General features: G+C 53.6%; 20 protein-coding genes and 3 tRNA genes. 21 read left to right on the top strand and 2 right to left on the bottom strand.

What is annotated here, in order from left to right:
* Positions 1–71 precede the first annotated feature (71 nt).
* The 13 genes from gyrA to ACG1BZ_RS15860 all read left to right on the top strand — a co-directional run bounded on the left by gyrA (position 72) and on the right by ACG1BZ_RS15860 (position 16,392).
* Positions 72–2,633: a DNA gyrase subunit A gene (gene gyrA, locus ACG1BZ_RS15920; RefSeq protein WP_108733855.1), complete on the top strand. Its 2,562-nt coding sequence runs from the start codon at positions 72–74 to the stop codon at positions 2,631–2,633.
* 167 nt (positions 2,634–2,800) lie between these two features.
* A complete protein-coding gene (gene serC, locus ACG1BZ_RS15915) occupies positions 2,801–3,880 on the top strand; it encodes a 3-phosphoserine/phosphohydroxythreonine transaminase (RefSeq protein ID WP_413662673.1) in 1,080 nt (359 codons plus the stop codon).
* Positions 3,881–3,926: 46 nt separating this feature from the next.
* A complete protein-coding gene (gene pheA / locus ACG1BZ_RS15910; protein WP_282932042.1) occupies positions 3,927–5,030 on the top strand; it encodes a prephenate dehydratase in 1,104 nt (367 codons plus the stop codon).
* Positions 5,030–7,261, top strand: coding sequence for a bifunctional prephenate dehydrogenase/3-phosphoshikimate 1-carboxyvinyltransferase (locus tag ACG1BZ_RS15905; RefSeq protein WP_413662672.1), 2,232 nt, complete (start codon positions 5,030–5,032; stop codon positions 7,259–7,261). Before pheA ends, ACG1BZ_RS15905 begins: the two co-directional genes overlap by 1 nt.
* Before the next feature lie 74 nt (positions 7,262–7,335).
* The gene (cmk, locus tag ACG1BZ_RS15900) at positions 7,336–8,025 is read left to right on the top strand and encodes a (d)CMP kinase (protein ID WP_413662671.1); all 690 of its coding nucleotides are present in this window, start codon (positions 7,336–7,338) and stop codon (positions 8,023–8,025) included.
* 168 nt (positions 8,026–8,193) lie between these two features.
* Complete coding sequence (gene rpsA, locus ACG1BZ_RS15895) at positions 8,194–9,873, top strand: 30S ribosomal protein S1 (RefSeq protein ID WP_413662670.1); 1,680 nt, start codon at positions 8,194–8,196, stop codon at positions 9,871–9,873.
* A gap of 141 nt (positions 9,874–10,014) precedes the next feature.
* Positions 10,015–10,323, top strand: a complete 309-nt coding sequence (gene ihfB / locus ACG1BZ_RS15890) for an integration host factor subunit beta (RefSeq protein WP_282932044.1) — start codon at positions 10,015–10,017, stop codon at positions 10,321–10,323.
* A gap of 93 nt (positions 10,324–10,416) precedes the next feature.
* Positions 10,417–10,725 carry a lipopolysaccharide assembly protein LapA domain-containing protein gene (locus tag ACG1BZ_RS15885; RefSeq protein ID WP_413662669.1) on the top strand — a complete coding sequence of 103 codons (309 nt, stop codon included), beginning with the start codon at positions 10,417–10,419 and terminating at the stop codon, positions 10,723–10,725.
* Between the two features lies 1 nt (position 10,726).
* Entirely contained in the window at positions 10,727–11,920 is a 1,194-nt protein-coding gene (gene lapB / locus ACG1BZ_RS15880; RefSeq protein WP_413662668.1) for a lipopolysaccharide assembly protein LapB, read from the top strand.
* Between the two features lie 58 nt (positions 11,921–11,978).
* On the top strand, positions 11,979–12,698 hold the full coding sequence (gene pyrF / locus ACG1BZ_RS15875; RefSeq protein WP_413662667.1) for an orotidine-5'-phosphate decarboxylase: 720 nt from the start codon (positions 11,979–11,981) through the stop codon (positions 12,696–12,698).
* Between the two features lie 141 nt (positions 12,699–12,839).
* Positions 12,840–13,148 carry a ComEA family DNA-binding protein gene (locus ACG1BZ_RS15870; RefSeq protein WP_413662666.1) on the top strand — a complete coding sequence of 103 codons (309 nt, stop codon included), beginning with the start codon at positions 12,840–12,842 and terminating at the stop codon, positions 13,146–13,148.
* Between the two features lie 356 nt (positions 13,149–13,504).
* Positions 13,505–14,386, top strand: a complete 882-nt coding sequence (locus tag ACG1BZ_RS15865; protein WP_413665880.1) for an MraY family glycosyltransferase — start codon at positions 13,505–13,507, stop codon at positions 14,384–14,386.
* A gap of 53 nt (positions 14,387–14,439) precedes the next feature.
* The gene (locus ACG1BZ_RS15860; protein WP_413662665.1) at positions 14,440–16,392 is read left to right on the top strand and encodes a polysaccharide biosynthesis protein; all 1,953 of its coding nucleotides are present in this window, start codon (positions 14,440–14,442) and stop codon (positions 16,390–16,392) included.
* Between the two features lie 121 nt (positions 16,393–16,513).
* On the opposite strand, the gene ACG1BZ_RS15855 is transcribed toward ACG1BZ_RS15860, so the two are convergent.
* Positions 16,514–16,589 (bottom strand) — tRNA-Asn (locus tag ACG1BZ_RS15855).
* Between the two features lie 46 nt (positions 16,590–16,635).
* Positions 16,636–16,711 (bottom strand) — tRNA-Asn (locus ACG1BZ_RS15850).
* A 241-nt stretch (positions 16,712–16,952) separates the two neighbouring features.
* On the opposite strand from ACG1BZ_RS15850, the gene uvrB reads away from it, so the two are divergent.
* The 8 genes from uvrB to pheT all read left to right on the top strand — a co-directional run bounded on the left by uvrB (position 16,953) and on the right by pheT (position 26,270).
* Entirely contained in the window at positions 16,953–18,962 is a 2,010-nt protein-coding gene (uvrB, locus tag ACG1BZ_RS15845; RefSeq protein WP_413662664.1) for an excinuclease ABC subunit UvrB, read from the top strand.
* 176 nt (positions 18,963–19,138) lie between these two features.
* Positions 19,139–19,215 (top strand) — tRNA-Val (locus tag ACG1BZ_RS15840).
* Between the two features lie 110 nt (positions 19,216–19,325).
* On the top strand, positions 19,326–21,254 hold the full coding sequence (thrS, locus tag ACG1BZ_RS15835; protein WP_108733842.1) for a threonine--tRNA ligase: 1,929 nt from the start codon (positions 19,326–19,328) through the stop codon (positions 21,252–21,254).
* A gap of 27 nt (positions 21,255–21,281) precedes the next feature.
* The gene (gene infC, locus ACG1BZ_RS15830) at positions 21,282–21,821 is read left to right on the top strand and encodes a translation initiation factor IF-3 (RefSeq protein WP_108733841.1); all 540 of its coding nucleotides are present in this window, start codon (positions 21,282–21,284) and stop codon (positions 21,819–21,821) included.
* A gap of 146 nt (positions 21,822–21,967) precedes the next feature.
* Entirely contained in the window at positions 21,968–22,162 is a 195-nt protein-coding gene (gene rpmI, locus ACG1BZ_RS15825) for a 50S ribosomal protein L35 (RefSeq protein WP_020413351.1), read from the top strand.
* A 36-nt stretch (positions 22,163–22,198) separates the two neighbouring features.
* A complete protein-coding gene (gene rplT, locus ACG1BZ_RS15820) occupies positions 22,199–22,558 on the top strand; it encodes a 50S ribosomal protein L20 (RefSeq protein WP_108733840.1) in 360 nt (119 codons plus the stop codon).
* Positions 22,559–22,751: 193 nt separating this feature from the next.
* Positions 22,752–23,765: a phenylalanine--tRNA ligase subunit alpha gene (gene pheS, locus ACG1BZ_RS15815; protein ID WP_282932052.1), complete on the top strand. Its 1,014-nt coding sequence runs from the start codon at positions 22,752–22,754 to the stop codon at positions 23,763–23,765.
* Between the two features lie 129 nt (positions 23,766–23,894).
* On the top strand, positions 23,895–26,270 hold the full coding sequence (gene pheT / locus ACG1BZ_RS15810) for a phenylalanine--tRNA ligase subunit beta (RefSeq protein WP_413662663.1): 2,376 nt from the start codon (positions 23,895–23,897) through the stop codon (positions 26,268–26,270).
* Positions 26,271–26,371 lie beyond the last annotated feature (101 nt).

Here is a 26,371-nt window from a genome sequence, read left to right as displayed (position 1 = left end):
CTATGGTAGAATCGCCCGCTTATCCCGGGCACAGTACGTACGCCCGCGCTATAAAAGGAACGCCGTAAGCCATGGGCGAATTAGCCAAAGAAATCTCTCCGATTAATATCGAAGAAGAACTCAAGCAGTCTTATCTCGACTATGCCATGAGCGTGATTGTCGGGCGCGCACTGCCGGATGTACGCGATGGCCTCAAGCCGGTACACCGCCGCGTGCTCTACGCGATGAGCGAGCTTAAAAACGACTGGAATAAACCTTACAAGAAATCAGCGCGTGTCGTTGGTGATGTAATCGGTAAATATCACCCGCACGGAGACACTGCGGTCTACGACACTATTGTACGTATGGCGCAGCCGTTTTCTATGCGTTACACCCTGGTAGATGGCCAGGGTAACTTCGGTTCTATCGATGGTGACAGTCCAGCTGCCATGCGATACACCGAGATTCGTATGGATAAGTTGGCCCACGAACTGCTGTCCGACCTCGATAAAGAAACTGTTAATTTTGTCGATAACTACGATGGCTCCGAGCAAATGCCGGAGGTATTGCCTTCGCGTGTGCCGAACCTCTTGGTCAATGGTTCCTCCGGTATTGCGGTAGGTATGGCCACCAATATTCCTCCCCATAACCTGGGTGAGGTGATCAAGGCTTGCCTGGCTCTGATCAATAATTCCGAGTTGACCGTCGACGACCTGATGGAGTACATCCCCGGGCCGGACTTCCCCACGGGCGCCATCATCAATGGCCGCGCCGGTATTCTCCTTGCTTACCGCACTGGCCGTGGGCGCATTTATGTGCGTGCCAAAGCAGATGTGATCCGCGATGACAAGACCAATCGCGAAACCATCATTATTACTGAGATCCCCTTCCAGCTGAATAAGGCGCGCTTGATCGAGCGTATTGCTGAGCTGGTGAAAGAGAAAAAGATCGAGGGTATCTCTGAGCTGCGCGACGAGTCCGACAAAGACGGCTTGCGCGTAGTGATTGAGCTTAAGCGGGGAGAGCTGGGTGATGTGGTTCTGAATAACCTCTATTCCCAGACCCAGCTGGAAAGCGTCTTCGGTATCAATATGGTGGCCCTGGTCGATGGCCAGCCCAAGGTATTGAACCTCAAAGAGCTGCTCGAGCACTTTATTCGCCACCGCCAGGAAGTCGTTACCCGCCGTACGGTCTACCTGTTGCGCAAAGCCCGCGAGCGCGGTCATATTCTGGAAGGTCTGGCGATTGCCATCGCCAATATCGATCCGGTAATCGAGCTGATCAAATCTTCCGCCACACCGGCAGATGCCCGCGAGGCGTTGCTGGCTAAAGGCTGGCCTGTGGGCAATGTACAGCAGTTCCTGGAGCGGGCTGGTGCTGATGCCTGCCGTCCAGATGATCTGCCGCAAGAATTTGGTTTGCGCGACGATTCTTACTACTTGTCCCCGGCCCAGGCTCAGGCAATTCTTGAATTGCGCCTGCACCGCTTGACGGGTATGGAGCACGATAAGCTGCTGGCAGAATACCAGGATCGACTGGAGCAGATTGCTGAATATCTGCATATCCTCGGTAGCTTCGAGCGTCTGATGGAAGTGATCCGCGAAGAGTTAGAGCAGCTGTCAAAGGACTTTAACGATGAGCGTCGTACCGATATCGTTGCGTCTCGCCAGGATCTGACTGTTGAAGACCTGATTACCCCGGAAGACAAGGTAGTAACTATCTCCCACGGTGGTTACGCCAAGAGCCAGCCTCTGACCGATTACCAGGCCCAGCGCCGTGGCGGTATGGGTAAATCCGCGACCCAGGTAAAAGACGAGGACTTCGTTGAGCATCTATTGATCGCTAACTCCCATGACACCCTTTTGTGCTTCTCCAATAAGGGCAAGGTGTACTGGTTGAAAGTCTACGAAGTGCCTACCGCTGGCCGAGCCTCCCGTGGTCGCCCAATGGTTAATATGCTGCCCCTGGAAGAGGGCGAGCGTATCAGTAGCATGATGCCGGTGTCTGAGTACGACGAAAATCACTTTATCTTCTTCACCACTGCCAATGGCACCGTGAAGAAAACCCCCCTCACCGCTTTTGCCCGCCCCCGCAGTGTTGGTTTGCGTGCAATTGAGCTGGAGGAGGGCGATCGCCTGGTAGCCACTGCGATTACCGATGGTGAGCGCGATGTAGCGCTGTTTACCAGCGCCGGTAAGGCAGCGCGCTTCTCCGAGTCCAATGTGCGCTCAATGGGCCGTGTTTCCCGTGGTGTTCGCGGTATTCGTATGCAGGAAGGTCAGCAGGTTATCGCTATGGTTATCCCTGAAGAGGGTGGCTCTGTGATGATGGCTACTGAGAATGGTTACGGTAAGCGCACAGCTATCAGCGAATTCCCCACCAAGGGACGCGGTACCCAGGGTGTTATTGCGATCGCGGAAAGTGAACGTAACGGTGCCTTGGTTGGGGCCTGTCAGGTGCACCCAGGTGAGGAGATGATGTTGATCTCCGACCAGGGCACTCTGGTGCGCACCCGTGTTGATGAAGTGTCTGTACTTGGGCGCAACACGCAGGGGGTGCGAGTGATTCGCCTGAAGACTGGCGAGAAGCTGGTTGGTCTCGGTCGCATTGAAGAGACCGAAGATGACGGTGAAGAAAACGGTGGGGAAGAGTGACCCACCGCTCTAGACCACTAAGAAAGGCTGCGTTTATCGCGGCCTTTCTTGCCTTTGGCTCCCACGAAAAACGCTAAAGGCGCGATATCTATCCCTCTGAATGGCAATTTGTGCGTAGACACATCTAGTTGTATTTGAAACCTTTTTTGTATTGTGGAAATCAGCTCATGAGGAAGTTTAATTTCTGTGCAGGCCCTGCCGCTTTACCGCAGCCCGTACTGGAGCGGGCGCAAAGGGAGTTGCTCGATTGGCAAGGGCTCGGTTGCTCTGTAATGGAGGTCAGCCACCGCTCTCCAGAGTTTGTTGAGGTAGCTGAGCGGGCCGAACAGGACCTCCGCGATCTGCTCAGTGTGCCGAGCAACTACAAAGTGTTGTTTCTTCAGGGCGGGGCAACTGGGCAATTCAGTGCCGTGCCCTGGAATCTTCTCGGTGCCGGCTCATCCAAAGCTGAATTTATACACTCTGGTAGTTGGGCGGCCAAAGCGATCAAAGAGGCTCGTCGCTATGGTGAGGTAAATGTGGTTGCATCCAGTGAGGATCGCAACTTCAGCTATGCACCTGCGGCAGACAGCTGGCAGTCGAGTGGTGATGCGGCTTATTTCCACTATACCCCCAACGAGACGATTGGCGGTGTTGAGTTTGGCTATGTGCCGGAAGTGGAGTGCCCGCTAGTGGCGGATATGTCCTCAACTATTTTGTCTCAACCGATTGAGGTGGAAAAGTTCGGCGTTATCTATGCCGGCGCGCAGAAAAACATTGGCCCCTCAGGTATCGCTGTAGCCTTGATTCGGGATGATTTACTCGATCGCTCACTGGAAAATATTCCTCGCAGTTTGAGTTGGAAGGTGGCGGCAGAGGCGGGCTCTATGGATAACACGCCACCTACTTTCGCTTGGTACTTATCTGGTCTTGTCTTTCAGTGGTTGAAAGATCAGGGGGGTGTTGATGCGATGGCTAAGCAGGCCGATGTTAAATCCAAAATGCTGTACGACTTCCTCGACAGCAGTGACTTTTTCTCCAGTCCGGTTGAGGAGGGAAGTCGCTCCCGCATGAATGTGCCCTTTGTGTTGGCTGACGACCGCCTGGATAAGCAGTTTTTGATTGAGTCAGAAGAAGCGGGTTTGTTGAGCTTAAAGGGGCACCGCTCTGTGGGTGGTATGCGCGCGTCGCTATATAACGCCGTTCCCATGGAGGCAGTGGAAGCGCTTGTGGCATTTATGGCGGATTTTGAAGTGCGCAAGGCTTAGGTGGTTAATTCAATCTTGATGATTTCTAGAGAAAGTAGATAAACGAATGGCAGAGGAAACTGTGAGTGGTGACCAGCGACTGCTGGAGCTGCGCAACCAGATCGACAGTATTGATGGAGAGATTGCTCGCTTAATTAGTGAGCGGGCTCGCTGCGCCCTGGAGGTTGCAGAGGTTAAGAAAGCTACTGGCGAGGATGCTCTCTATTATCGGCCGGAGCGTGAAGCACAAGTGCTGCGCAAGGCTATGGAGCGCAATAATGGTCCGCTGACTGATGAAGAAATGGCGCGACTGTTTCGCGAAATTATGTCGGCCTGCCTGGCCTTGGAAGAGCCTGTCAAAGTGGCCTACCTGGGCCCTGAGGGTACCTTTACCCAGCAGGCGGCATTAAAGCACTTCGGCAACTCTGCCCAGAGCCGGCCGCTGGCGGCAATTGATGAAGTTTTCCGTGAAGTAGAAGCAGGTGCCGTCAGTTACGGTGTTGTGCCGGTAGAAAACTCTACCGAAGGGGTGATCAACCACACCCTGGACAACTTTATGCACTCCAACCTGAGTATCTGCGGTGAGGTGGAGCTGCGTATCCATCATCACTTGATGATCTCAGATGTAACGCGCCCAGAGTCAATCACTCGTATTTATTCCCATGCGCAGAGCCTGGCGCAGTGCCGCAAGTGGCTTGATGCCCATTATCCCAATGTGGAACGTGTTGCAGTTGCCAGCAATGCGGATGCGGCCAAGCGCGTTAAGGGTGAGTGGAATGCTGCGGCGATAGCTGGCGATATGGCAGCGGAACTCTACGGACTGAAGGTGCTGTCGGAGAAAATAGAAGATCGCCCGGATAATTCCACCCGCTTCTTGATTATTGGTACCCAGCAAGTGCCTGCGAGTGGGGATGATAAGACCTCATTGATGGTATCAATGCGCAATGAGCCAGGTGCTCTGCACGATCTTCTGGAGCCGTTTCGTCGCTACAGTGTCGATTTGACCCGGGTAGAGACCCGGCCATCGCAGTCTGGCAATTGGACCTATGTGTTCTTTATCGATTTTAGCGGCCACCGCGATACCCAGGGAATTGCCGAGGCGCTAAAAGAGGTTGGAGGCTGTGCCTCAGATCTGAAAGTGCTGGGTTCCTACCCTCGCGGAGTGCTGTGATGGCGCAAGCTCAAATTGGCCGACTGCTGGTTGTTGGGATCGGTTTAATTGGGGGGAGTTTTGCCCTTGCAGTGAAAGCTGCCAGGGCTTGCCGAGAGGTTATCGGGGTCGCTCTGGAAGAGAGTGTCTGCGATGAAGCCAGGGCGCTCGGTATTGTTGATCGGGCCAGCACCAGTCTCGAGCTGGTATTGCCGCAGCTGGAGCCGGGCGATTTGGTGTTTGTGGCTGTGCCGACACTGGCGATTGAGTCTGTATTCGCGCAGCTGAAAGAACACCTGCCGGCGGGAGTCACCGTGACAGATGGTGCCAGCGTAAAAGGTAGCGTGGTGGCAGCGGCAGAAAAAGTGTGGGGGAGTGCTCCAGATTTTCTGGTGCCAGGACACCCAATTGCTGGTTCTGAAAAAAGTGGTGTTACCGCGGTGAGAGATGACCTCTATAGGGATCACCGCATTATCCTGACGCCGCTTGCGAATACAGGGGCTGCTCATTTGCAGCTTGTGGAGCGAGCATGGCAGGCCGTGGGAGCAGAGCCCCTGACAATGTCAGTGGAGGAGCACGACGAGGTTCTGGCTGCTACGAGCCATCTTCCCCATGTCATCGCTTTTAGCCTTGTGGACACTTTGGCCCACGATGCGGAAAACGAAAATATCTTCCGCTATGCGGCGGGAGGCTTCCGTGACTTTACTCGTATCGCTTCTAGTGATCCGGTGATGTGGCGAGATATTATGCTCGCCAATCGGGATGCCATCTTAAAGGCTATCGACCTATACAGCCTCAACCTTTCTTCCCTGCGCGACGCTATTGCCTCCGGTGATAGCGCTGCCCTGATGGGGGTTTTTACCCGCGCCAAAGCGGCACGGGATCACTTTACCAAAATGTTGGCAAAACAAGCGTATTCGGAACCTATGCAAGAACAAGAGATTACTTTTATCGTGCAGCCGGGTGAGGCTGTAAATGGCAAGCTCAGGGTGCCGGGGGACAAATCCATGTCGCACCGCTCAATTATGCTGGGCTCCCTGGCCGAGGGAGTTACAGAAGTTGAGGGCTTTCTGGAGGGTGAGGATGCACTGGCAACCCTGCAGGCTTTCCGCGATATGGGGGTCGTAATTGAGGGGCCGGACAACGGTCGGGTTGTAATTCATGGCGTGGGTCTTAATGGCTTGCAGGCACCGCCCGGACCGCTATATCTCGGTAACTCCGGGACCTCCATGCGCCTGTTGGCTGGATTGCTTGCCGGGCAGGATTTCGACGTAACACTCACTGGCGATGAGTCCCTGTCAAAGCGCCCGATGAATCGCGTGGCTAACCCCCTGCGTGAGATGGGTGCAAATATTGAGACTGGCCCGGAAGGTCGTCCGCCGCTTTTGATTAAGGGTAGTAGTGCGTTGAAAGGGATCGATTACCCGCTGCCGATGGCCAGTGCCCAGGTGAAATCAGCGGTATTGCTGGCTGGGCTCTATAGTGAGGGTCAAACGTCTACCGTTGAGCCGGCGCCCACTAGAGATCATACCGAGCGCATGTTGCAGGGCTTTGGTTATAAGGTGGAGCGGGATGGTGCTCAGGCTAAGTTGGTGGGCGGTGGCTCACTGAAATCCTGTCGCATCGATGTGCCTGCCGATATTTCTTCAGCCGCATTCTTTATGGTTGCTGCCGCTATCTCTCCCGGTTCCGATGTTGTGCTGGAGCATGTGGGGATCAATCCCACCCGCGATGGGGTTATCAATATCCTCCGTGCAATGGGCGGCAATATCGAATTGCTGAATATGCGCGAAGTGGGCGGTGAGCCGGTGGCGGATATTCGTGTTCGCTATGCGCCCTTGAAGGGAATTCGCATCCCTGAGGATCAGGTACCCCTGGCGATTGATGAGTTTCCTGCATTGTTTGTTGCGGCAGCTTGTGCAGAAGGTGAGACCGTCCTGACTGGTGCGGAGGAGTTGCGGGTCAAAGAGAGTGACCGGATTCAGGCGATGGCAAATGGCTTGATTGCACTTGGGGTAAAAGCTGAGCCAACACCGGACGGTATCGTGATCCAGGGCTGCAAAGAGGGTGCGGTATTTTCTGGAGGCACCGTCGATAGCTTGGGGGATCACCGTATTGCTATGGCGTTTGCAGTGTCATCGCTGCGCGCAAAGGATACAATCCGCATCCTTCACTGCGCCAATGTGGCGACCTCATTCCCGAACTTTGCCGAACTGGCAACGGGCGCGGGTCTCAAGTTGCAGTTGGCGTGACACGGACATTCAGGTTTGGGCGGTTGTGATTCGTTTGAGCGCATCCGCCAGAGATGTTGAGTTGTATAGATAATATGAGTGATACAAACGGGTTGCCACCAGTAGTTACCATTGATGGTCCCAGTGGTTCGGGCAAGGGGACCATTGCAAAGCTTTTGGCTGATCGCCTGAAATTTTCCTTGTTGGACTCCGGGGCCCTTTATCGGGCTGCAGCTTTGGCCGCACTTAATAAGGAAGTTGACCTCTCCAATGACAAGTTGCTGACCGAATTGGCGAAAGATCTCGATGTGCGCTTTACCGTGAGTGCTGGTCAGTTGCAGGTGTGGCTGGAAGAGAGTGACGTCACCGCAGATATCCGTATGGAGCGGGTAAGCATGGCCGCTTCCAAGGTCGCGGCAATTCCCGGAGTGCGGGCAGCGCTGCTGCAGCGCCAGCGGGACTTCCGTCAAGCCCCCGGCTTGGTTGCCGATGGTCGGGATATGGGCACTACCGTGTTTCCCGACGCGCCGGTCAAGGTTTACCTAACCGCCAGCGCCGAGGAGCGCGCTAACAGGCGTTTCGCTCAGTTGCAGGAGAAGGGGGTTTCTGTTAGCCTCCGCGACCTGCTGGAGGACATCCGTGCCCGAGATGCACAGGATATGAACAGAAAAGCCTCCCCCCTGGCTCCCGCTGAGGATGCGGTTGAGCTGGATAGTACGGGGGTGGGTATCGATGAAGTCCTCCGAAAAGTGCTCGATTTGGTTCAGGACCGTATTTCACCCTGAAGTTCGGGCAGTAAATAGTTTTCTAACGACAGCGGCCGGGATCAGCCAGAATCGCCCGGCCGTTATCGTAATCCGACCCGCGTGCTGGCAGCGCGGTTGGGGTCGCGGCTGGCGGTTGACTAGACTTAACAGTTACCAACGGCTGGACCCAGCACTATAGGTAATGTAATGAGCGAGAGCTTTGCTGATCTATTTGAAGAGAGCCTGAAAAGCGTTGAAATGGCACCGGGCGCAATTGTTACTGGTGTTGTAATCGACGTAGATAAAGACTGGGTTACCGTTCACGCGGGCCTGAAGTCTGAAGGCGTTATCCCTGCTGCACAATTCGCCAACGATAAAGGTGAAGTTGAGCTGCAGGTGGGCGACGAAGTACAGGTTGCCCTGGAAGCTGTAGAAGACGGTTTCGGTGAAACCCGTCTGTCCCGCGAAAAAGCCAAGCGCGCTGAAGCCTGGAAAATCCTCGACGCAGCTCACGCAGCTGACGAAGTGGTTAAAGGTGTTATCAGCGGTAAGGTTAAAGGTGGCTTTACTGTTGATGTTGCCAATATCCGTGCGTTCCTGCCCGGCTCTCTGGTTGACGTTCGTCCGGTTCGCGACACTGCGCACCTGGAAGGTAAAGAGCTCGAGTTCAAAGTTATCAAGCTGGACTCCAAGCGCAACAACGTAGTTGTTTCCCGCCGCGCCGTTATGGAAGCTGCCACCTCCGAAGAGCGTGAAGCTCTGCTGGAAAGCCTGCAGGAAGGCATGAGCGTCAAGGGTATCGTGAAGAACCTGACCGACTACGGTGCTTTCGTAGACCTGGGCGGTATCGACGGCCTGCTGCACATCACCGATATGGCTTGGAAGCGCATCAAGCACCCGAGCGAGATCGTGAACGTTGGCGACGAGATCGAAGTAAAAGTACTGAAGTTCGACCGCGAGCGCAGCCGTGTATCCCTTGGCCTGAAGCAGTTGGGCGAAGATCCTTGGGTATCCATCAAGCAGCGTTACCCAGAGAACAGCCGCGTGAAGGCGGTTGTAACCAACCTGACCGACTACGGCTGCTTTGCCGAGCTGGAAGAAGGTGTGGAAGGTCTGGTACACGTTTCCGAAATGGATTGGACCAACAAGAACATTCACCCGTCCAAAGTTGTCCAGGTTGGCGACGAGGTAGAGGTGATGATCCTGGATATCGACGAAGAGCGTCGTCGTATCTCCCTGGGTATCAAGCAGTGCCAGGAAAATCCGTGGGATGCCTTCGCGCGTAAATTCGCTAAGGGCGACAAGATTTCCGGTAAGATCAAGTCCATCACTGACTTCGGTATCTTCATTGGTCTCGACGGCAGCATCGACGGTCTGGTTCACCTGTCCGACATCTCCTGGAACGAAGCTGGCGAAGAAGCTGTTCGCAAGTTCAAGAAAGGCGACGAAATCGAGACTGTTATCCTGGGCATCGATTCCGAGCGTGAGCGTATCTCCCTGGGTATCAAGCAGTTGGAGTCCGATCCGTTCTCCGACTACGTTACCACCAGCGATCGCGGCAGCATCGTTGTAGGTACTGTTAAGGAAGTTGACGCTAAGCAAGCAGTAATCACCCTGGCGGACGAAGTAGAAGGCGTGCTGCGCGCTTCTGAAATCAGCCGCGACAAGGTTGAAGATGCTCGCAACGTCCTGAAAGAAGGCGAAGAAGTAGAAGCTAAGATCACCAGCGTGGATCGCAAGAACCGCGTGATCAGCCTGTCTATCAAAGCCAAAGACCAGGACGACGAGAAGCAAGCTATCAAGGATCACAGCAAGAAGCAGTCTGAACAAGTTCAGCCCGCTACTATCGGTGACCTGATCAAGGCTCAAATGAATAACAAAGACTAATCGTCTTTGAGTGTTCATAGCTCCAAATGGATCATTTGGAGCGACCCGAAAGCCGGACTGGGGTTGCCCAGTCCGGCTTTCTATTAGATGATTGGTGCTCTACTCCAGAATAATCAATGACTTACAAAGGTTGCGGAGCGCATGACCAAGTCCGAACTGATCGAAAGGATTGCGTTGAGGTTGGATCAGCTGCCAGTTAAGGATGTAGAGCTGGCGGTAAAAGTGGTGCTCGACACCATGTCAGATGCCCTGTCCCAGGGTGAGCGTATAGAGATACGCGGCTTTGGTAGCTTTTCTCTTCACTATCGAGCCCCGCGTACGGGCCGGAATCCCAAAACTGGGGACGCGGTTGATCTCGCCGGGAAATATGTCCCGCATTTCAAGCCTGGCAAAGAGTTGCGCGACAGAGTGAATCGAAGTATGCACGATGAGGCGAGTATCGAAGTATGATTAGACTCCCTGGCAGCAGTGTGAATACTGCCATTAATCGGGGTGAGCTTCGTCGTTAATCGATAAAGTTTTTTGTGGAACGTGGAGGTTCCCTTGTCATTTTTGCGTTGGCTGACACGCATCGTCTATGGGGTCGTCGCCCTGCTTTGCATCGCTTTGGGGATTTATTTCGCAGTTGCCAATCCGGAGACTATCAAGCCAAATATTGTGGGCTATCAACTGCCGGCGGGAAGTGTAGGCTTTTGGTTGATTGGTTTCTTGTTGCTGGGGTTATTGCTGGGTTTTGTCGTTAGTCTGCAGCCTGTTTATGCCAAGCGTCGTCAAGTGCGGTCGCTCGAGAAGCAATTGAAGAAAATGGAGCGGGAATTACACACCGCCCACCGCAAGGCTTCTGGAGACTGATTTGCTCGATTTTACCTATTTCTTTTTCCTGCTTGCGGCAATCGCGATCGGCTGGGTGCTGGGGCGAGGCAGCGCCAAAAAGAAAGTGGCGGATTATAGTGAGCAAGAGCATGCGCTGGTGAGGTCTTACGCCCAGGGCTTAAATTATTTATTGAGTGAGCGCCACGACGATACCATCGATAAATTTATTGACTCTCTGGAAGTAAGTCAGGCTACTTTTGACACCCACCTGGCTCTTGGAAGTCTGTTACGCCGAAGAGGAGAGTACGATCAGGCGATTCGAGTCCATCAAAATTTACTCGGGCGCCCGAGCTTGTCCAGGGTTAGTCAAAACAAAGCTCAACTTGAACTTGCCTGTGACTATATTTCTGCTGGCTGGCTGGATAGAGCTGAACGTCTGCTACAAGAGCTGGTTGAGACCTCTCAGGAGTTAAAGGCTGTTAGCCTGGAGCGTCTGATTGAAGTCTACCGGGATGAAAGGGAATGGGCTAAAGCGATCCATGCTGTAAACCTGTTGCATGGTCGACGGTTCAAGCGCCTCTCGGCTGACTGGGCCCCGGTTCAGGCTCATTTTTGCTGCGAATTGGCAGAGGAGTCAATAGCGGCAAAGGATTACCTAAGTGCGAGGAAGCATATCGATTCTGCCTTGAGTTATGAGCGCAGCTCAGTGCGGGCAAATTTGCTGTGGGGTCGCCTCGAATATCTGCTTGGCAAGCCGAGAGAGGCCATTAAGGTTTTACAGCGGATCCCCAAGCAGAGTCCGGACTATATTCCAGAAATCCTTGAGTTGTTGATTACTTGTTATGGGGATTTAGGGGATGGCAAGGGGTTGGATCGCTATCTTGAATCCCTTTTGAAAGAGCACCCCTCTAATAGCGTATTGATTGCCCTGACTGAGCGTATTCAGCAGCAGGATAGTGAGGCTGCAGCGGCTGCATTTATGGGGAAGCAGCTGGCGCTGCGTCCGTCTTTGAGGGGATTGGGACGCTTTCTCGATCTGCATATAGATAGTACAGAGGGTAGGGCGAGAGAGAATCTCTCCCTACTCAAGACATTAATCGACCAGCTTATAGCGAGCCGCCCTCACTACCGGTGTAGCAATTGCGGGTTTTCGGGCAATCAGTTGCACTGGTTGTGTCCGAGCTGCAAGCACTGGGATTCAGTACGCTCCGTTAAGGGGATTGAGGGCGAGTAAAGTAATGACTGTCCTGTACATTGGGCTGACGGCCTGGTCGGGACGGCTTTTGAAATAAATGAGGTTTTTCTTGCAGTCTAAAGTTTCTTCTCCGGTTATCGTTGCTCTGGATTACGACAATGCTGAGTCTGCACTGGCAATGGCAGATCAGCTCGATCCGTCGCTGTGTCGGGTCAAGGTTGGTAAGGAGCTGTTTACTGCCGCTGGTCCAGACTTGGTGAAAACTCTGGTTGACCGGGGCTTCCAGGTATTTCTGGATCTTAAATTTCACGATATCCCCAATACTGTTGCGAAGGCCGTTAAAGCTGCTGCGAAATTGGGGGTATGGATGGTTAACGTTCATGCAAGTGGCGGTGAGCGGATGATGTCGGCTGCCGCCGAGGCCCTGCGGGAATTTGGTGAAGATAAGCCTTTATTAATTGCGGTTACCGTACTTACCAGCACAACTGCAGAGGAGCTGGCTGCGGTTGGTGTGGCTACTCCGTTGGAAAAGCAGGTGTTGCACCTGGCTTCTCAAGCTAAATCCTGCGGTCTCGACGGTGTAGTCTGCTCCGCGCGGGAGGCCCAACTGCTGCGCAGTGAATGCGGAGCCGATTTCTCCCTGGTGACGCCGGGAATTCGCCCCGCAGGTTCTGATGCTGGGGATCAGCGACGCACTTTGACGCCCGCTGAAGCTTTGGCGCAAGGTTCTGATTACTTGGTTGTGGGTCGCCCCATCACTGCGGCTCCTGAACCTCTAGCGGCCCTAAAGTCAGTACTGGCTGAACTGGCAGATTAGGGTGGTTGCCTTGCTTCGCAACTTGTAATGATGTGTAATTAGGCCTGAGCCGACAGAGAGTCGCCGGTTGATATTATGGTGTTGCTTGGGGGAGGTAATTGTAGTCCCAAAGTGAAACTGATAATTCACTGGGAGTTGACCATGAAATTGACCTACCGATTGTTTTCTGTTGTTTTTGCACTAGCTGTTTTGCTCTTTCTGAACCCCTCTACATATGCAGGGGAGCTAGAGAGTGTTGATGCCAAGGAAGTTGTGCTGTCAGTTAATGTTAATAGTGCTTCAGCCATTGAGCTTGCTGATAAGCTGGATGGCATTGGCGAGGCGCGAGCGCAACTGATAGTTGAGTATCGTGAAGAGCACGGCCCGTTCACATCTGTAGAGCAGTTGTTGAATATCAAAGGTATAGGTGCGACAACCCTGGATAAGAACAGGGGTATAATTCGGCTCTAAAGATTTACGGGTCCCGACTGGTAGGTCCATAGTGGCCTCCTGTCGGGGTTTTAAGTTGATAGACAAGAGAGTCGCGATAGATGAGCCCCCTTGGTGCCGTTCAACTGCTTTCCCCGGTAAGATGTAATGCTTGGATTGCATCAGTCACAAAACCTCGTAATTTATTGTGTTCTACCCCCCGCTCCGATCTTCCTTTAATCATTCATGAATGTTCTCTGCTTGGGCGACCTCTAGGGTTTTTCTTTAGGGGTGTATAGAAATTGTAATTGATTGCGGTGCAAATATTTGTCTGTGTTAAGAGTGGCTGGAGGGATTGGCTTGCGTGAAAGTGATAAGGGGTTGGTTAGTTGAGTAGTGTGGCTTGGGAGTGGGTAATCCCACTATTGCTTGCTGTGGTGACAAGCTATGGTGCTACATCGGTGTTTATTGTGCGAATGCGCAATTTTGCGCTCGATATGCCAAATAATCGCTCTATGCACTCGGTGCCGGTTCCTCGTACTGGTGGGTGGGCTTTCCTGCTTGGTTGCTTGGTCGCGGTAGTTGCTGGCCCGCTTGATTTGTCTCCATTGGTGTTGAGTGCATTCGCGTTACTGTTAGCTGTGTCCGCGCTAGATGACTTGAGGAGTGTGGCGATACATTTTCGCTTTTCAGCCCATCTTCTGGCGGTAGCCTTGCTGTTATTTGCGTTACCGGAAAGGTTGGACTGGTGGCTTTACCCGATATTTGTTTTGGCTGGAGCCTGGACCGTCAATCTTTACAACTTTATGGATGGGATGGATGGCTTGGCTGGGTCAATGACTCTCGTCGGCTTTTCTTCTCTGGGGTTGGTTTGCGCTTTAAATGGAGATGCTGAGCTAGCTTGGCTCTGTGCACTACTGGCTGTATGCGCGTCTGTTTTTTTGATCTTCAATTGGCCTTCGGCGAAGATTTTTTTAGGTGATGCCGGCTCAACAGGTATAGGTTTGGCGGTGGTTGCTGTCAGTTTATATGGTTGGCAGCGGGGGGCGTTTGAGCTTTGGGTGCCGGTGATTATATTTGCACCTTTTTGGCTGGATGCTACTTGCACGTTATTAAAGCGAATGTTGAGTGGTCAGCGTTGGTGGGAGGCTCATCGTGAGCACTTTTATCAAAGATATGCAATTCGAGTCGGAGTAAAAAAAGCACTTGTTGTGCAGTTGGGTGTGATGGCGCTCTGCTCTTCGGTGGTATTAGCAGTTGCTGTATTTCAGAAGGTCTGAGTAGCCTCTACAGAGGATGGTTTTTTGTTTGTAGGTAGATTCCGGGGAGTCATGTGATAAGAGTTTGGCGAAGCGTAAAGAGAATCCACAAGCCGGTATTGATGTTGGCGTTTGATATGCTGATGTTAAGTTTGGCCTTTTTTCTTGCTATGGCTATCCGTCTCAATGGCGTCGCACAATTTCTTGAGTGGCGGATGTTTGCCTGCCTGGCGTTAACACTGGTCGCTACGAGTTTTATTTTTCTTCGGTTGGGTTTGTACCGGACAATTATCCGGTACATGGGGCAAAAAGCTATTATTGCGGTTCTGCAGGGGGTGACCCTGTCTGCAGTGATGTTGGCACTTTTTTCATACTTGACTACGGCAGGGGTTCCTCGCTCTGTCCCTGTGATCTACTGGTGCTTTGCGTTTATTGCCGTGGGTGGGTCCCGCTGGTTGGTCCGCCTTTACTATCAGGCAGCACTTGAGATTCATAAAACCCGGGTGGCCATTTATGGTGCTGGTACTGCGGGCCTGCAAATGTATAAGGCGTTGGTCCACGGGCAGCTATATAAGCCCGTTGCTTTTTTTGATGATAACGCCTCCAAACAAAAGACATTTATTGATGGGCTGCTTGTGTATAACCCTGCAGACATTCTTGAAGTGGTTGCAGGTAAAGATATTGCAGAAGTTATTTTGGCTATGCCGGGAGTGCCCCGGCGGCGCCGTAGAGAGATAACCAAGGCGCTTAGAGAGCGAGGCCTGGTGGTAAAGGCGATTCCCGGAGTGGAGGAGCTGCTTGACGGTGTGGGACGGGCAGAGGATGTTTCGCAGACTTATGAGAATATTCTGGGGCGTGCTTCTGTTGAGCCTCAGAAGGAGCTCGTTTCTGGCTCCATCAGCGGCAAGGTGGTTTTGGTCACTGGTGCTGGCGGGTCTATTGGGTCAGAGTTGTGCAGGCAGATATCGCAATGGAAGCCTGCCAGGCTGGTTGTTGTCGAGTCCTCTGAATATGCCCTCTATCAGATAGAGCGCGAGTTGAGACAGCAGCATCAGGATGACGGGGTCCAGTTTGAAGTAACCGCGCTGCTTGGCGATGTGCGTAACACTGAGCGTATGGCGGAAATTATTCAGGGCTTCTCCGTGCATACAATTTACCATGCGGCCGCATACAAGCATGTGCCATTAGTTGAGCAGAACGTTGTTATTGGTGCCGACAATAATGTTCTGGGCACCCTCTCTGTGCTTGAGGCTGCGGAGCAGTGTGGGGTTGAGCAGTTTGTGCTTATCTCTACTGATAAGGCTGTCCGGCCAACTAATGTTATGGGGGCCACTAAAAGATTTGCTGAGCTGATTTGTCAGGATTTTGGTCGCCGCTTCAACAAGATGCGTGTGTGCATGGTTAGGTTTGGTAATGTTATCGGCTCTTCCGGCTCGGTAATTCCCTTGTTCACGGATCAGATCAATGCCGGCGGTCCGGTAACTGTGACCCACTCAAAAGTAACCCGTTACTTTATGACGATTCCCGAGGCGGCTCAGCTGGTATTGCAGGCTGGGAGTATGGGGCGCAATGGGGATGTATTTGTTCTCGATATGGGTGAACCGGTTCGCATCTACGATCTGGCTGAGCGCTTGATTCGTTTGATGGGGCACACGGTAAGGGATGAAGAAAACCCTGATGGTGATATTGAGATTCAGCTCACAGGGTTGCGTCCTGGGGAGAAGTTGTACGAAGAATTGTTGTTGGGGGATAACGTGCTGGGCACGGACCACCCAATGATTATGCGCGCCGAAGAGGAGCGTCTGGATAGCGAGGCTTTGCAGCTTCTGGTTTCAGAGCTCAGGGATGCGTGCGGCTCTCATGATTGCGAGCAGGTCCGCAGGATTCTATGTCGGGCAGTAAAAGGCTATTCACCCAAGCAGGGGCTGGTCGATGTTGTTTGGTCGAGGCAGGGGCAGGTACGTAAGGCGAGTGGAGGGGCGACTGTGGAGAGGTTGCCTTTAGCTGGGGAGGTTGGCTCCCGCTAGTGTATATTTTGGGCGGCTAACTAATACGGTTGGCCGCTATCTCACAATCTCCATATAGATTAAAAATATTTGAGCAGAAAAGAAAAAGCCCGGATAGATGGAATCTATCCGGGCTTTTGTTTGGCTCCGCCTGCTGGGCTCGAACCAGCGACCCAATGATTAACAGTCATTTGCTCTACCAACTGAGCTAAGGCGGAATTTAATCTAATTTATAGAGCGCAAATTAAGCTGCGCTTTGAAATTTGGCTCCGCCTGCTGGGCTCGAACCAGCGACCCAATGATTAACAGTCATTTGCTCTACCAACTGAGCTAAGGCGGAATATCTTTTCGGCTGTGCCGTTGAGATGGCGCGTATATTATAGAGCACTTCCGAACAGGTCAACCCCTTTTTTCATCTTTAACTAATTGATTTGTCAGGAAATTATTTTTTGGGGTCATGCGCAAAATGCCGCAGGTCAGAGTTGGGAAGGGTAGGACGCTATTCTCTTGTAATTGTGGGTCGTATGACGACAGCCTACAATCCTGTGTTGCATGAATGATTAAGCGGTTGGGGGAAGTGTATGGAGTCGCGACCTTTTAAGGTGGAATCCAAGTATCAGCCAGCGGGCGATCAGCCTCTGGCGATAGAGCAGTTGTCAGAAGGAATTGATGATGGTTTGAGCCATCAAACGCTGCTAGGTGTTACCGGTTCGGGTAAGACCTTCACTATGGCGAATATTATTGAGCGCCTGCAGCGGCCGGCCATTGTGATGGCTCACAATAAAACGCTGGCGGCTCAGCTCTACGGGGAGTTTAAAGAGTTTTTCCCCAAGAATGCCGTGGAGTATTTTGTCTCTTACTACGACTACTACCAGCCGGAGGCTTACGTTCCCTCTTCGGACACCTTTATCGAAAAGGATGCATCCGTAAACGAGCATATCGAGCAGATGCGCCTCTCGGCCACCAAGGCACTTATTGAGCGGCGCGATGTGGTTGTGGTCGCCACAGTTTCGGCAATTTACGGTTTGGGTGACCCCGACAAATATTTGAAGATGGTCCTGCATCTGGATCGCGGCGATCTCGTTGACCAACGCACTATCCTCAGGCGCCTGGCTGAACTGCAATACACCCGCAATGATGCAGATTTCCGTCGCGCTACTTACCGGGTGCGCGGCGATATTATCGATATCTACCCGGCAGACTCCGATTTGGAAGCGGTGCGCCTGTCTCTTTTTGATGAAGAGATCGAAGAGATCACCATATTTGACCCTCTCACTGGAGAGCAGATCAGGAAGGTGCCCCGGGTCACTATCTTCCCCAAGAGTCACTATGTGACGCCGCGAGAGACCATCGTCAGTGCTATCGATGAAATCAAAGATGAGCTGCGAGGGCGCCTCGAGCAACTGCGTGGAAACAACAAGCTGGTCGAAGCGCAGCGGCTAGATCAGCGTACCCGCTACGATGTGGAGATGATGCAGGAGCTTGGCTACTGCAATGGCGTAGAGAACTATTCCCGCTACCTCTCCGGTCGCGGTATTGGTCAGCCGCCGCCCACGCTTTTTGATTACCTGCCCAATGATGCACTGTTATTTATCGATGAGAGTCACGTGACAGTGCCGCAAATCGGCGGTATGTATCGTGGAGACCGGTCGCGCAAGGAAACTTTGGTGGAGTATGGCTTTCGTCTGCCATCGGCCCTGGACAATCGTCCTCTCAAGTTTGAAGAGTGGGAGGGGTTGGCACCCCAGACGGTTTTTGTGTCCGCAACCCCAGGGGCCTATGAGCAAGAGAATGCGGGGCAAGTGGTCGAGCAGGTGGTTCGCCCGACAGGGTTGGTGGACCCGGAAGTCGAAGTTCGCCCAGCATTGACCCAGGTAGATGATGCCCTGTCTGAAATTCACCGTTGTGTGGATGCCGATCAGCGAGTACTGATTACCGTATTGACCAAGCGGATGGCGGAAGACCTGACTGAATATCTCTCCGAAAGTGGTGTTCGTGTCCGCTACTTACACTCCGATATTGATACTGTCGAGAGGGTGGAGATTATCCGGGACCTGCGTATCGGTGAGTTTGACGTGCTAGTTGGCATTAACTTGCTGCGAGAAGGCCTGGATATGCCAGAAGTTGCCCTGGTGGCAATTTTCGATGCAGATAAGGAGGGCTTCCTCCGTTCCGATCGCTCGCTGATCCAGACCATTGGGCGGGCTGCGCGAAACCTGGAGGGGAGGGCGATTCTCTACGCGGACAAAGTCACCGGCTCTATGGAGCGAGCACTCGAAGAGACTCGTCGCCGCCGCGAGAAGCAGCTGGCCTTTAACGAGGAGCACGGCATTACCCCCAAGGGTATTCGCAAGAGTGTGGCGGATATTCTGGAGGGGGCGGTGGCCCCCGGTGTGCCCAAGAAAGGGCGCCGCAAAGTTGCCGAGGGTAAAGGTGAGTACAAGGTGGATGTCGAGGCCCTTACCGATAAGCAGCGCTGGGCCCGAATTGCCGAGCTGGAAGAGCAAATGTACCAGCATGCGAAGAACCTGGAATTTGAAGCGGCAGCAAAATTGCGCGATGAGATTACCCACTTAAAAGGTGTGGAATAATCCTTGCTGAAGGGCGGGACTTGGATCTACATTTTGATAGTCCCGCACTGCCTTGTTGGTGCTTGGTCGCTCTTAAAAAAATTCACACAAAAGTTCAGTAAGTTGTTGAAAACACTGAAAAGCGGTGCTAAAGTTCGCGCTCTTCACAGCACAGGGTTCCCCCGCTGTAGAGCTTTAGACCCGTAGCTCAGTTGGTTAGAGCGCTGCCTTGACATGGCAGAGGTCGGCGGTTCAAATCCGCCCGGGTCTACCACCTTTCAAAAGGATGGATTGCCCATCCCGATCAAGAGTTCCATGAAAAAATTCATGGATAGTTTCATGCGGTCTTTGGTAGGGATCGCCACTGAGAACAAAGGATAAACAATGCCCGTTGTTACTCTCCCCGATGGTTCCCGTCGAGAATTTTCTGCTCCGGTTTCCGTACACGATGTAGCCGCTGATATCGGCCCAGGTTTGGCAAAAGCCGCACTTGCTGGCGTTGTAGACGGCAAGGAAGTCGATACCAGTTACGTTATTGATACCGACGTAAATCTGGCAATTATTACTGATCGTCAGCCCGAAGGCTTGGAGGTGATCCGTCACTCCACAGCGCACTTGCTGGCACAAGCGGTTAAACAGCTGTACCCCACAGCCCAGGTCACCATTGGCCCGGTTATCGAAAACGGCTTCTATTACGACTTTGCCTACGAGCGTCAGTTTACGCCAGAAGATCTCGAGAAGATCGAAGAGCGTATGGAAGTGCTGGCCAAAGAAGACATCACTGTCAGCCGCCGCCTGATGCCGCGCAAAGAAGCGGTGAAATATTTCCGCGAAATGGGCGAAGAGTACAAGGCTGAGATTATCGACAGCATCCCCAGTGATGAAGATATTTCTCTCTACCGCCAGGGCGACTTTGAAGACTTGTGTCGCGGTCCCCACGTACCTTCCACTGGCAGGTTGAAAGCGTTCAAACTGACCAAAGTGGCCGGTGCCTACTGGCGTGGCGATTCCAACAATGAAATGTTGACCCGTGTTTACGGCACTGCCTGGGCCAACAAAAAAGAATTGAAAGCTTACCTGCGTCGTATCGAAGAGGCAGAAAAGCGCGATCACCGCAAGCTGGCGAAGAAATTTGACCTTTTCCATATCCAGGAAGAGGCGCCCGGTATGGTGTTCTGGCACCCGAACGGCTGGACCATTTACAGCACTATCGAGCAGTACATGCGTCGCCGCCAGCGCGAATTCGGCTACAAAGAAATCAAGACTCCACAGCTGGTAGATTTCAGCCTGTGGCGCAAATCCGGTCACGCCGATAAGTTTGGCGATGACATGTTCACCCTGACCAGTGAAGAGCGTCAGTTCGCCATTAAACCGATGAACTGTCCTTGTCACGTACAGGTATTCAATCAGGGCCTGCGCAGCTACCGCGACCTGCCGTTGCGTCTGGCGGAGTTTGGCTCCTGTCACCGCAGCGAACCCTCCGGTTCCCTGCACGGCCTGATGCGCGTGCGCGGCTTTGTACAGGATGATGGCCATATCTTCTGTAGCGAAGATCAGATCCAGTCAGAAGTTTCTGACTTTATGGATCTGCTGCACTCCGTTTATAAGGATTTCGGTTTCCAGGATGTTATCTACCGTCTCTCCACTCGCCCGGAGAAGCGCGTAGGTTCCGATGAGAGCTGGGATAAGGCTGAGAAAGCCCTGGCCGACGCACTGGATGCCGCTGGCCTGCCGTGGGAAGAGCTGCCGGGTGAAGGCGCCTTCTACGGACCGAAGATCGAATTCTCCCTGAAAGACTGTCTCGGCCGTGTATGGCAGTGCGGTACTATTCAGGTGGACTTCTCCATGCCGGGCCGCCTGGATGCCCAGTTTGTAGCGGAAGATGGCTCGCGCCAGTCCCCGGTAATGCTGCACCGCGCAGCCCTGGGTTCCTTCGAGCGCTTTATCGGAATCCTGATTGAGCACTACGAAGGCGCGTTCCCCACCTGGCTCGCGCCGCAGCAGGTGGCGATCATGAATATCACCGATCGCCAGGCCGAATATTGTCGCAATTTGCAAGATCGTTTGGGTGAGCTGCAATACCGCGCCACAGCTGACTTGAGAAACGAGAAGATCGGCTTTAAAATCCGCGAGCACACGCTTCAGCGTGTTCCTTATCTATTGGTAATTGGCGATAAGGAAGTAGAAAGTCAAACCGTGGCAGTACGTACCCGTAGCGGTGAGGATCTTGGTACAATGACGTATGAGTCATTCCTCGAGATCCTCGAGCAAGACGTGAATCGTCGCGGTCGTTTGACAGAAGATAATGCATAACAACTTGGCAACTGGGAGACCATAGCTATTAAACGAGACACTAAGGGACGGTCCAAAAAGGCCCGCATAAACGATCAGATTGAAGCGTCAGAAATCCGCCTGATAGGCGCTGATGGCGAACAGGTAGGCATTGTCTCCCTGGATGAAGCGCTGGAAGCTGCACAGAAAGCTAGCTTGGATCTCGTTGAAATTGCCTCGGACTCCACGCCGATAGTCTGTAAGATCATGGACTACGGCAAGCACGTATTCGAAGCTAAAAAAGCTAAGAATGCCGCCAAGAAGAAGCAGAAGCAGCAGCAGATCAAGGAAATGAAATTCCGCCCGGGCACCGATGTCGGTGACTATCAGATCAAGCTGCGCAACCTGGCCCGCTTCCTGGAAGCGGGTGACAAGGCCAAAGTATCCCTGCGTTTCCGTGGCCGCGAAATGGCTCACCAAGAGCTGGGCATGGAAATGATGCAGCGCATCGAAAAGGACCTTGAAGAGCTGGGCACCGTAGAGCAGCGACCGAAAATGGAAGGTCGTCAAATGCTGATGGTGATTGCTCCGCTCAAAAAGAAAAAGTGAGGTTTGGGGAAGTCATTCCCGGGATCTCCTTTGAGAAGTGGTTGGGCGACGGCTGCCTCCCCACTCTCGCAGTGCCGGTAACTTCGGTTGTCGGCAGTTACTAAAGGTGCCTGTTTTACAGGCGAATATTAACTTTGGAGTACAAAATGCCGAAAGCAAAGACTCACAGTGGCGCTGCCAAGCGCTTCAAGAAGACGGCTGCGGGCTACAAGCACAAGCACGCTAACAAGAGCCACATCCTCACCAAGATGACCACCAAGCGCAAGCGTCAGCTGCGTGGCACCCAGACTATGAACAAGTCTGATGCTGGACTGGTCGATCGTATGCTGCGCGCCAAGTAATTGGCCCAAATCGCAAAGGTTTAAGAGGATAGAAGTATGGCCCGTGTAAAACGTGGTGTAGAGGCGCGTCGTCGTCACAAGAAGATTCTGAAGCAGGCTAAAGGTTACTACGGTGCGCGTTCACGCGTATTCCGCGTTGCCAAGCAGGCAGTAATTAAAGCTGGTCAGTACGCATACCGTGACCGTCGCGTTAAAAAGCGTAACTTCCGCGCTCTGTGGATTACTCGTATTAACGCCCAGTCCCGTGCTGAAGGCCTGAGCTACAGCCGCCTGATCGCAGGTCTGAAAAAAGCGGACATCGCACTGGATCGCCGTGTACTGGCTGATCTGGCTGTTTACGATAAAGTCGCTTTTGCTGCCGTAGTTGAAAAAGCTAAGGCAGCCCTGGCAGCGTAAGCTGTCACTTCAGTTGTAAAACTGAATACTCAAAATAGGGAAGGGCTGTAGTGGCCCTTCCCTATTTTTTTATGGAGTTTCCGCTATTTTTTACCGGTGGCGGTGCCTGGGGAAATTCCCTCCGGTACAGAAAGTACCGGCCGAACAAAGCAGAAAAAATTAATCGAAGTTGGATTCAAACGGGAACAGTTCGATGCAAGATTTGCAGTCCCTCACCGAGCAGGCTATGGAGCTGGTGGAAAAGGCCGATGGCCTCGCCGCACTGGATCAGGTGCGTGTTGATTACCTGGGTAAAAAGGGCCAGCTGACGGCGCTGCTGAAAGGCCTGGGCAAGCTGTCGGCTGAGGAGCGTCCGGCGGCGGGTGCCAAGATCAACGAAGCCAAGCAGCAGGTTCAGGAAAAAATTAACGCGCGCCGCACTATGCTGGAGCAGGCCGCCATCAATGCGAAGTTGGCCGAAGAGACCATAGATGTCACTTTGCCGGGGCGCGGCGAAGAGCAGGGCAATGCCCACCCCATTACGCGCACCTTAAAGCGCGTGGAAGAATTCTTTGCGAGCATTGGCTTCTCTGTTGAGAACGGCCCGGAAGTCGAACAGGACTACTACAACTTCGAAGCGTTGAATATTCCCGCGCACCACCCCGCGCGCGCGATGCACGACACCTTCTACGTGGACCCCACTACCGTACTGAGAACCCACACCTCCTCAGTGCAGATCCGCACCATGGAGAAAAAATCTCCACCGCTGCGCATTATCTGCCCGGGCCGCGTATACCGCTGCGACTCCGATGTCACCCACTCGCCCATGTTCCACCAGGTAGAAGGCCTGGTAATCGGCGAGAACATCAGCTTCGCCCACCTGAAAGGCACCATCGACCAATTCCTGCGTGCCTTCTTCGAAGCGGAAGTACCGGTGCGTTTCCGTCCGTCTTACTTCCCGTTCACCGAGCCCTCCGCAGAAGCGGACATCCAGTGTACCGCCTGTTCCGGTGAAGGCTGCCGCGTATGTTCCGGCACCGGCTGGCTGGAAATTCTCGGCTGCGGCATGGTGCACCCGAACGTCTTCGCCGCCTGCGATATCGACAGCGAAAAATACTCCGGCTTTGCCTTCGGTATCGGTATCGAGCGCCTCGCCATGCTGCGCTACGGCGTAAACGACCTGCGCTTGTTCTTCGATAACGATCTGCGCTTCTTGAAACAGTTCTAAGCCAAGTGGCAGCGCGAATGGCAATGGCCCTTCGCAACAGCAGTCGAATTGTGGAGGCCTGGGAGGCGAAATAGCCCCAGGCGAAATGCGCACCAAGTTGCGCTGACGGAATACAGAAAGAGATCAACTATGAAAATCAGCAACTCCTGGTTGCGGGAATGGGTAAACCCGGAACTCACCACGCAGGAACTGGCCGATCAAATCACCATGGCCGGCCTGGAAGTGGACGGTATAGAAAAAGTTGCGGGCGATTTCTCCGGAGTGGTTGTCGGTGAGATTGTCGCCTGTGAACAGCACCCGGATGCGGACAAGCTGCGCGTGTGTAAAGTGGCAGGGCACCCCGACGGTGAAATGCAGGTTGTGTGCGGTGCTCCCAATGCGCGCACCGGAATCAAAATTCCTTTTGCCCTGGTAGGCGCCAAGCTGCCGGGCGATTTTAAAATCAAGAAAGCCAAGCTCCGTGGTGTAGAGAGCTTCGGTATGCTCTGCGCACAGACCGAACTGGAACTGGGCGAAGACAATGACGGTATCTGGGAACTGCCAGAAGACGCACCCACCGGTACCGATCTGCGCGAATACTTGCAGCTGGACGACGAGACCATCGAAGTGGATCTCACCCCGAACCGTTCCGACTGCCTCGGTGTTGCCGGTATCGCTCGCGAAGTGGGTGTACTGAATCGCTGCGCCGTTCAGGGCCCGGAAGTTGCTCCGGTACCCCAGCAGATCGACGAGAGCATGCCCGTATCCCTGCTGGCCGAAGCCGCCTGCCCGCGCTACGTAGGTCGTGTGATTCGCAATATCGATATCAAAGCGGTAACACCTCTGTGGATGCAAGAGCGCCTGCGTCGCAGCGGCCTGCGCAGTATCGACCCGGTAGTGGACGTAACCAACTACGTTCTGCTGGAACTGGGCCAACCCATGCACGCCTTCGACCTGGAGAAACTCTCCGGCGGCATCAAAGTGCGTATGGCGGAAGCCGGTGAAGAGCTGACCCTGCTGGACGGCCAGGAAGTCAAACTGAAAGAGGGCACCCTGGTAATTGCCGATGAGGAAAAACCTCTGGCGATGGCCGGCATTATGGGTGGCCTGGATTCCTCCGTGACCGCAGGCACACAGCATATCTTCCTGGAGAGCGCCTTCTTTAGCCCGCTGGCCATTGCCGGCAAGGCTCGCTCTTATGGCCTCCACACCGACTCCTCCCACCGTTTCGAACGCGGCGTGGACTACCACCTGCAAGAGAAAGCGGTAGAGCGCGCTACCCAGTTGCTGCTGGATATCGTCGGCGGTGAACCCGGCCCGGTACACGTGCGCGAGTTGACCGAAATTATGCCCGCCGAGCGCCACATTACCCTGCGCCGTGCCAAGGTAGAGTTAGGCCTGGGTATCAAACTGGCCGATGACGAAATCGTTGATATCCTCACCCGCCTGGGCCTGGAAAAAATCGACCAGAACGACGAAGGCTGGACCTTCCTCGCCCCCAGCTTCCGTTTCGATATCGCCATCGAAGCAGACTTGCTGGAAGAGCTGGCCCGTGTATACGGCTACAACCGTATTCCCAGTGAAAGCTTTACTGCCGAACTGGAAATCGCCCCGCGCCCGGAGAGTACCATTGCCCAGGACAACCTGGAGCAAACCCTGCTGAGCCGCGGTTACTACGAAGCGATTACCTTCAGCTTTATCGATAGCGACAGCGCCGCGCTGTTTGATCCGGAAGCCGATCCGGTGGCCCTGCAAAACCCGATCAGCGCCGAGCTGGCGGTTATGCGCACCACCTTATTGCCGGGCCTGTGCAAAGCGTTGCAGTACAACCTGAATCGCCAGCAAAACCGCGTGCGCCTGTTTGAAACCGGCCTGCGCTTTGTACCGGGTGCCGAATTGCACCAGGAGCAAATGATTGCCGGTCTCGCCTACGGCAGCCGTTACGCAGAAAACTGGACTGGCAGCAAAGACGCAGTGGATTTCTTCGACGTGAAAGCCGATGTAGAAGCTCTGTTGGCTCGCACCGGTGTAGCCGATGAGTTCCGCTTTGTTGCTGGCCAGCACCCCGCGCTGCACCCCGGCCAAACCGCCAAGATTATGCGCGGCGACCGCGAAGTAGGGGTTATCGGAGCCCTGCACCCGCAGCTGCAGAAGAAGTTGGACCTGTCCAAGCCCGCGTTCGTATTTGAACTGAGCCTGGAAGCGATCGGCGAGGGCAAAACCCCCGCTTTCCGTCCGCTGTCCAAGTTCCCGGAAGTGCGCCGCGATCTGGCCCTGTTGATTGATGCAGAGGTTCCTGCCGCCAGCCTGGTGGAAACTGCTGTCGAAGTTGCAGGTGAAACCTTGACGGACCTCAAGATATTTGATGTCTACCAGGGCAAAGGTATTGATTTAAATAGAAAAAGTGTCGCTTTGGGGTTGACGTTTCAGCATTCGTCACGCACCCTTAATGACGACGAAATCAATGCCGCTGTAGATGCGGTGGTCGGAAAACTAGAAGAAAAATATAACGCTAGTCTGCGCTAGTAGAGCATGATGCTCTCGGGTGCAGGCTGAATTGCACCCCGAGAGCGTCTGCTACCGGGTTGAAAGCCGCCGCGGTTTGGGCCGCTTCCGATCTGGAGTCG

The sequence above is a fragment of the Microbulbifer sp. CNSA002 genome (assembly GCF_047324085.1).
Classification (GTDB): Bacteria; Pseudomonadota; Gammaproteobacteria; order Pseudomonadales; family Cellvibrionaceae; genus Microbulbifer.
The sequence above is the reverse complement of the archived record's forward strand: the minus strand, read 5'-3'. Positions and strand labels throughout refer to the sequence as shown.